We start from the raw sequence: 4,422 nt of genomic DNA on the forward strand, positions 1-4,422 counted from the left end.
TTCTCCCGGATGCGGGCGGTGAAACGCTCCAGCGCCTCGGCAGCATTGGCAGCCCCGTCGATATCAACAGTCAGCACCAGCATCGGCCTGGGAGTGGTGCGCCTGAATTCGTGAACGAAACGACCCTGGTCGCCGGTGACCAGGTAGTATCCCTTGTCGTATCTCTCCTCCCCGAAGTTGACGCAGTCCGGAGAGCCGGGGTTGAAGGCGTAGGGGCGGCCGTCTGGCGTCTCCACGATGTAGGCCTTGTGCCCATGGCCAAGCGCCACGTAGTCGAAGCAGTCCGCCAGCGGCAGCGCCTCCTCCGGCCGGATGTTGCCGATCTCGACCGGTGAATAGCTCCAAACGCCAACGTGGAAGAGCAGGATGTTATTGCTGGTGGTAACCGCCTGGCAGATGCGGGAGATGTGGCTGCCGGCCTGCGAGCCGATATAGCCGAGGCCATAGATGTTGACGCCGTTGATCTCGATATGCCCCCCCGCCCCTTGCTCGCGGTCGAAGGTATCGAAACGATAGTCGCCTTCGGGGGTGCGCGCCGGGCGCAGCAGGGTGAGATAGCCAAGCTGCGACAGGGCCTCCATCCAGGAGAGACTGTCGCGGCGGTGGATCCAGTCGTGGTTTCCTTCCACGGCCAGGCAGGGGATGCCGGCGTCCTTCAGGGGCTGCAGCGCCTCTATGGTCTTTGCGAAGGTCTTGGGGAGGATTTGGCCGGTGTGGAAGAGATCGCCGCCGATCAGCACGAAATCGACCCGTTGCGCCACCGCGTCGGCGATGATGGAGGAGAAGGTGTCGAAGAAGTCGTGGTAGCGGGTGGCATCCCCGGCTAGACCGCGATAGCTCTTGCCGAGGTGGATATCGGAGGTGTGGATGAATCGAATGGACATGAAGGTGAGGCTCCGCAGCGAGATATGAATGTATAACGCCTCGCGGCGGAGGAAGTCAAGGGTTCGCCCCTACCCGGGCAACGTGAAGTAGAATCGGGCGCCTTCGCCGACCTTCCCTTCCGCCCAGATGGCGCCGCCGTGGCGCTCCACGATGCGCTGGGCGGTGGCGAGCCCGATGCCGTTCCCCTCGAACTCCGCGCCGTGCAGCCGCTGGAAAGGCGCGAACAGCTTTTCGCGGTACTCCATCTCGAAGCCGACGCCGTTGTCGACCACGAAATAGATGGGCCCCTGCTCGCTGGTACGCTGGCCGACCTCGATGCGGGCCACCTCCTCGTTGGACGTGTACTTCCAGGCGTTGCCCACCAGGTTCTCCAGCACCTGCCGCACCAGGCTCTTGTCGCAGTGGGCGGAAAGGTCCGGCGCGATATCCACCTCGACTTGCCGCTCCGGCTCGATCTCCCTGAACATGAGCACTATCTTGGCTGCCAGCGCGCTCAGGTCCACCGGGGAACGGTTTACCACCACGCGACTGACCCGCGACAACTCCAGCAGGTTGTCGATCAGCACCCCCATCCGCCTGGTCGCCTTGCAGATCCTCAGCAGATAGTCGCTCCCCTCGGGGGGAAGCAGGTCGGCGTAGTCCTCCAGCAGAATGGCGGAAAAGCTGTTGATGTGACGCAGCGGGGCGCGCAGGTCGTGGGACACAGAGTAGCTGAAAGCCTCCTGCTCCCTCATGGCGGCCTCCAACTGGGCGGTCCGCTCCGCTACCCGGCGATCCAGGGCGTCATTGAGGCGGCAAAGCGCTTCCTCCGCCTCCTTCCTGGCGGTGATGTTGCGGGAGGCGCCGTAATAGAGCCGCTCATCGGAAGAGCCGCCAGCCTCGCAGTAATAGGAGCCGCGGATCCAGCGAAGCTCGCCGTTCTTGCAGACGATGCGGTACTCGTCGGTGTAGGTCTCTCCCGGCTTAAGCTCCAGCACCCGGCTCACCACCCGCTGCCGGTCGCCCTCATGGATCATCCCGAACCGGCACCCCTGCTGAAAGATCTCCTCCAGCGTGTAACCGGTGATCTGCTCAAAGTCTCCCCCCAACCAGCGGAAGTGGAAGGTGCCCGAGCCACTGCGGGAAAAACAGTAGGCGTAATCGGAGGTGAGTTCGGAGAAGCGACGGTAGCGGACTTCGCTCTGCACGAGCGCCTTTTGGGTCTGCTTCTGCTCGGTGACGTCCAGGTTGACGCCGAAGGTCCCCAGGATGCGCTGCTGCGAATCCCGTATCGGGCCGAGAATCTCATGAATGACCCGTTCCTCGCCCTCCCAGCTATAGACGGTCTCCTGGTCGACGGTTTCACCGGCCAACGCCCGGCGGTTGTTTTCCTGCCAACGGGCTGCATAGCGACTAAACGGTTTGCCGGCGGTGTACTCGGCGACGGTCTGGCCGGTGGGATCGCCCCACTTGGCGATGGCGCCCGAGCTTAGCATCGTGTAGCGGCCATCGCGGTCGAGTGCGAAGAAGTCGAAGGGAAGGCTGTCGAAGACCGCCTTGAGCAGGGCTTCGCTTTCCGCCACCTTCCGCTCGGCCAGCATGCGATCGCTGATGTCCCGTAGGAACATGATGAAGTACGGCTCACCCGGAAGCAGCATCACCGACAGCCCGGTGTCGATGACGCGGCCATCCTTGGTCACGTGGCGGGAAGGAAAGCGCAGGTGTCCCTGCCGCATCACGTTCTGCAGTTCGGCCGCTGACTGCTCCCTGGTCTCCGGGCTCTCCAGATCTCCCACCGACATGGAGAGGAACTCCTCCTTGCGGTAACCATAGAGCTGCAGACAGCGTTCGTTGGCGTCCACGATCCGTCCGCTGCGGTCGGCCAGCAAGAAGGCATCGGTGGTGGTCTCCGCCATCATCATGAATCGCTTGAAGACGGCGGAAGGCTCCTTCTGCAGGGTCCTCAACGCGGTGACATCCTGCACGGTCCAGATGGCGGGACCTGAGTCGGAGCCGCTGATCTCGACGGTCTTGAGGGTGCCGTCCTGGCAACGGAGTTCCAAGTCGAGGGGAGTGCGGAGGATGGATGGCGGGTCCTCCAGGAGAGAGCGGAGCTTTTCGGCGGTGGAGCCGAAAGGACGGGTGAAGAGGTCGACCGATGAAAGCTCGGCTCTGTCATAGCCGGTAAGCCTTTCCATCGCCCTGTTGCACCCGATGGTCCCGTTCTCTATCCAGAACAAAGGAGCGGGCACGGCGTCAAGGACAGCAATGACACCAACTGAGTTCACACTGTCAAAGCTGATCGATGGATGTTGGATGACGTTACCGGACAACTGATTCTTCCCCCTTCAAGCCACTTGGCCGTAGTAGTGCATACGCGACTAATGGAAAAATTTCAAGTGAAAAAACTAATGGGTAAGTGCTCTGTAAGCTGGCCCTCTCGTTGAGGAAACAGCCGCAACCGCCGCATTGACAGTGACCCAGGACGTTATATGCTTGGCTTAAACTCTCAGCTCCCTAAGGAGATTCATTATGAGCTCAAGGATACGGCAGACCGGCTTTCTCATGGCGCTCCTCGCGAGCTTCGCCGTGTCGGGATGCGCACATCAAGCAGCGCCCCCCGAAGCGGCACAGCTTCCGGAGCACACGGCGACCTTGCAGGGGATAGAGGAGGATTACGATCGGGCGGATTTGCAGGTCGACTCCACCCAGCAAGCCCTGGAGGATCTGTACGTCTCCCCGGTGGCCGACCTACAGCAGGCCGCCGACAGCTTCCGCAGGAACGCCCGGATGATGCTGGCGCTGGGAGATCCGCTGATCAGACACGGGGACGGCATGCACTATCAAGGCCCCACCTATCTCGTTGAGCGCAGAGAACTGCCACCCGCCTGCCCGGTACCGGGCGAGCCCATGGTAATTGGCGTGGGGACCGCAAATCTCGGGGGGTACTTCGAGGCCCTGGCCGACGATGCCTGGGAGGTGAAGCGGGCCTACCGGCTCTACCAGTTCGACATAGAGCAGATATCGGGGGTACTAAATAGCAATATCGCGTCCGGCACGGTGAGGCCGGTGACCGTCAAGGGGCTGGAGCTGATGGTCAGGAAGGCGAGGATAGACAGCGAGTATCTGAAAGAGGCGCTTGAGGCGGCGGACGGCGCCATTGAGCAGGCCTCAGCGGCAAGGCCGCCGGCAGATCAAGGCGCTATGTCATCGGCGGCACCTCCGGGACCAACGGCTATGGCAACCAGACCTTAATCCACTCCATCCTCACCCTGTCCCTCCCCTTGAAGGGGAGGGGACGCGGGGGGAGCTTTATCAGAAGTAACAATCGCTTTGCTCAGGCAACTGCTTCATCCCTTTCCCAGCCATCTCCACCCAGCCAACGCTCCCTCTCCTTCAAGGAGAGGGTCGGGGTGAGGATGGGGTGGAGACGAGACGCTCAACGATAGGGGTTCTCCCCTCCCGCCGGCCAATCTCCCCCCGACTCCTTTTCCGCCTTATCTGCTGCGTTTCCTGCGGGTCTCTTGCCATCCTTCCGCGGCGGATCGGTCACCTGAG

The 4,422-nt window shown here is 62.2% G+C and carries 3 protein-coding genes; 1 reads left to right on the forward strand and 2 read right to left on the reverse strand.

Annotation, left to right across the window (positions count from 1 at the left end; translation table 11 throughout):
• On the reverse strand, nucleotides 1–884 hold an 884-nt coding region (locus tag VJ604_RS07105), incomplete at its 3' end, for a metallophosphoesterase family protein (protein WP_324081064.1).
• Nucleotides 885–953: 69 nt separating this feature from the next.
• Nucleotides 954–3,152: a PAS domain-containing sensor histidine kinase gene (locus VJ604_RS07110; protein WP_324081066.1), complete on the reverse strand. Its 2,199-nt coding sequence runs from the start codon at nucleotides 3,150–3,152 to the stop codon at nucleotides 954–956.
• Nucleotides 3,153–3,396: 244 nt separating this feature from the next.
• Between VJ604_RS07110 and VJ604_RS07115 the strand changes: the two genes are divergently transcribed.
• Nucleotides 3,397–4,119 carry a hypothetical protein gene (locus VJ604_RS07115; protein ID WP_324081068.1) on the forward strand — a complete coding sequence of 241 codons (723 nt, stop codon included), beginning with the start codon at nucleotides 3,397–3,399 and terminating at the stop codon, nucleotides 4,117–4,119.
• Nucleotides 4,120–4,422: the final 303 nt, after the last annotated feature.

Source organism: Geomonas sp. (assembly GCF_035254065.1).
Taxonomy (GTDB): domain Bacteria; phylum Desulfobacterota; class Desulfuromonadia; order Geobacterales; family Geobacteraceae; genus Geomonas.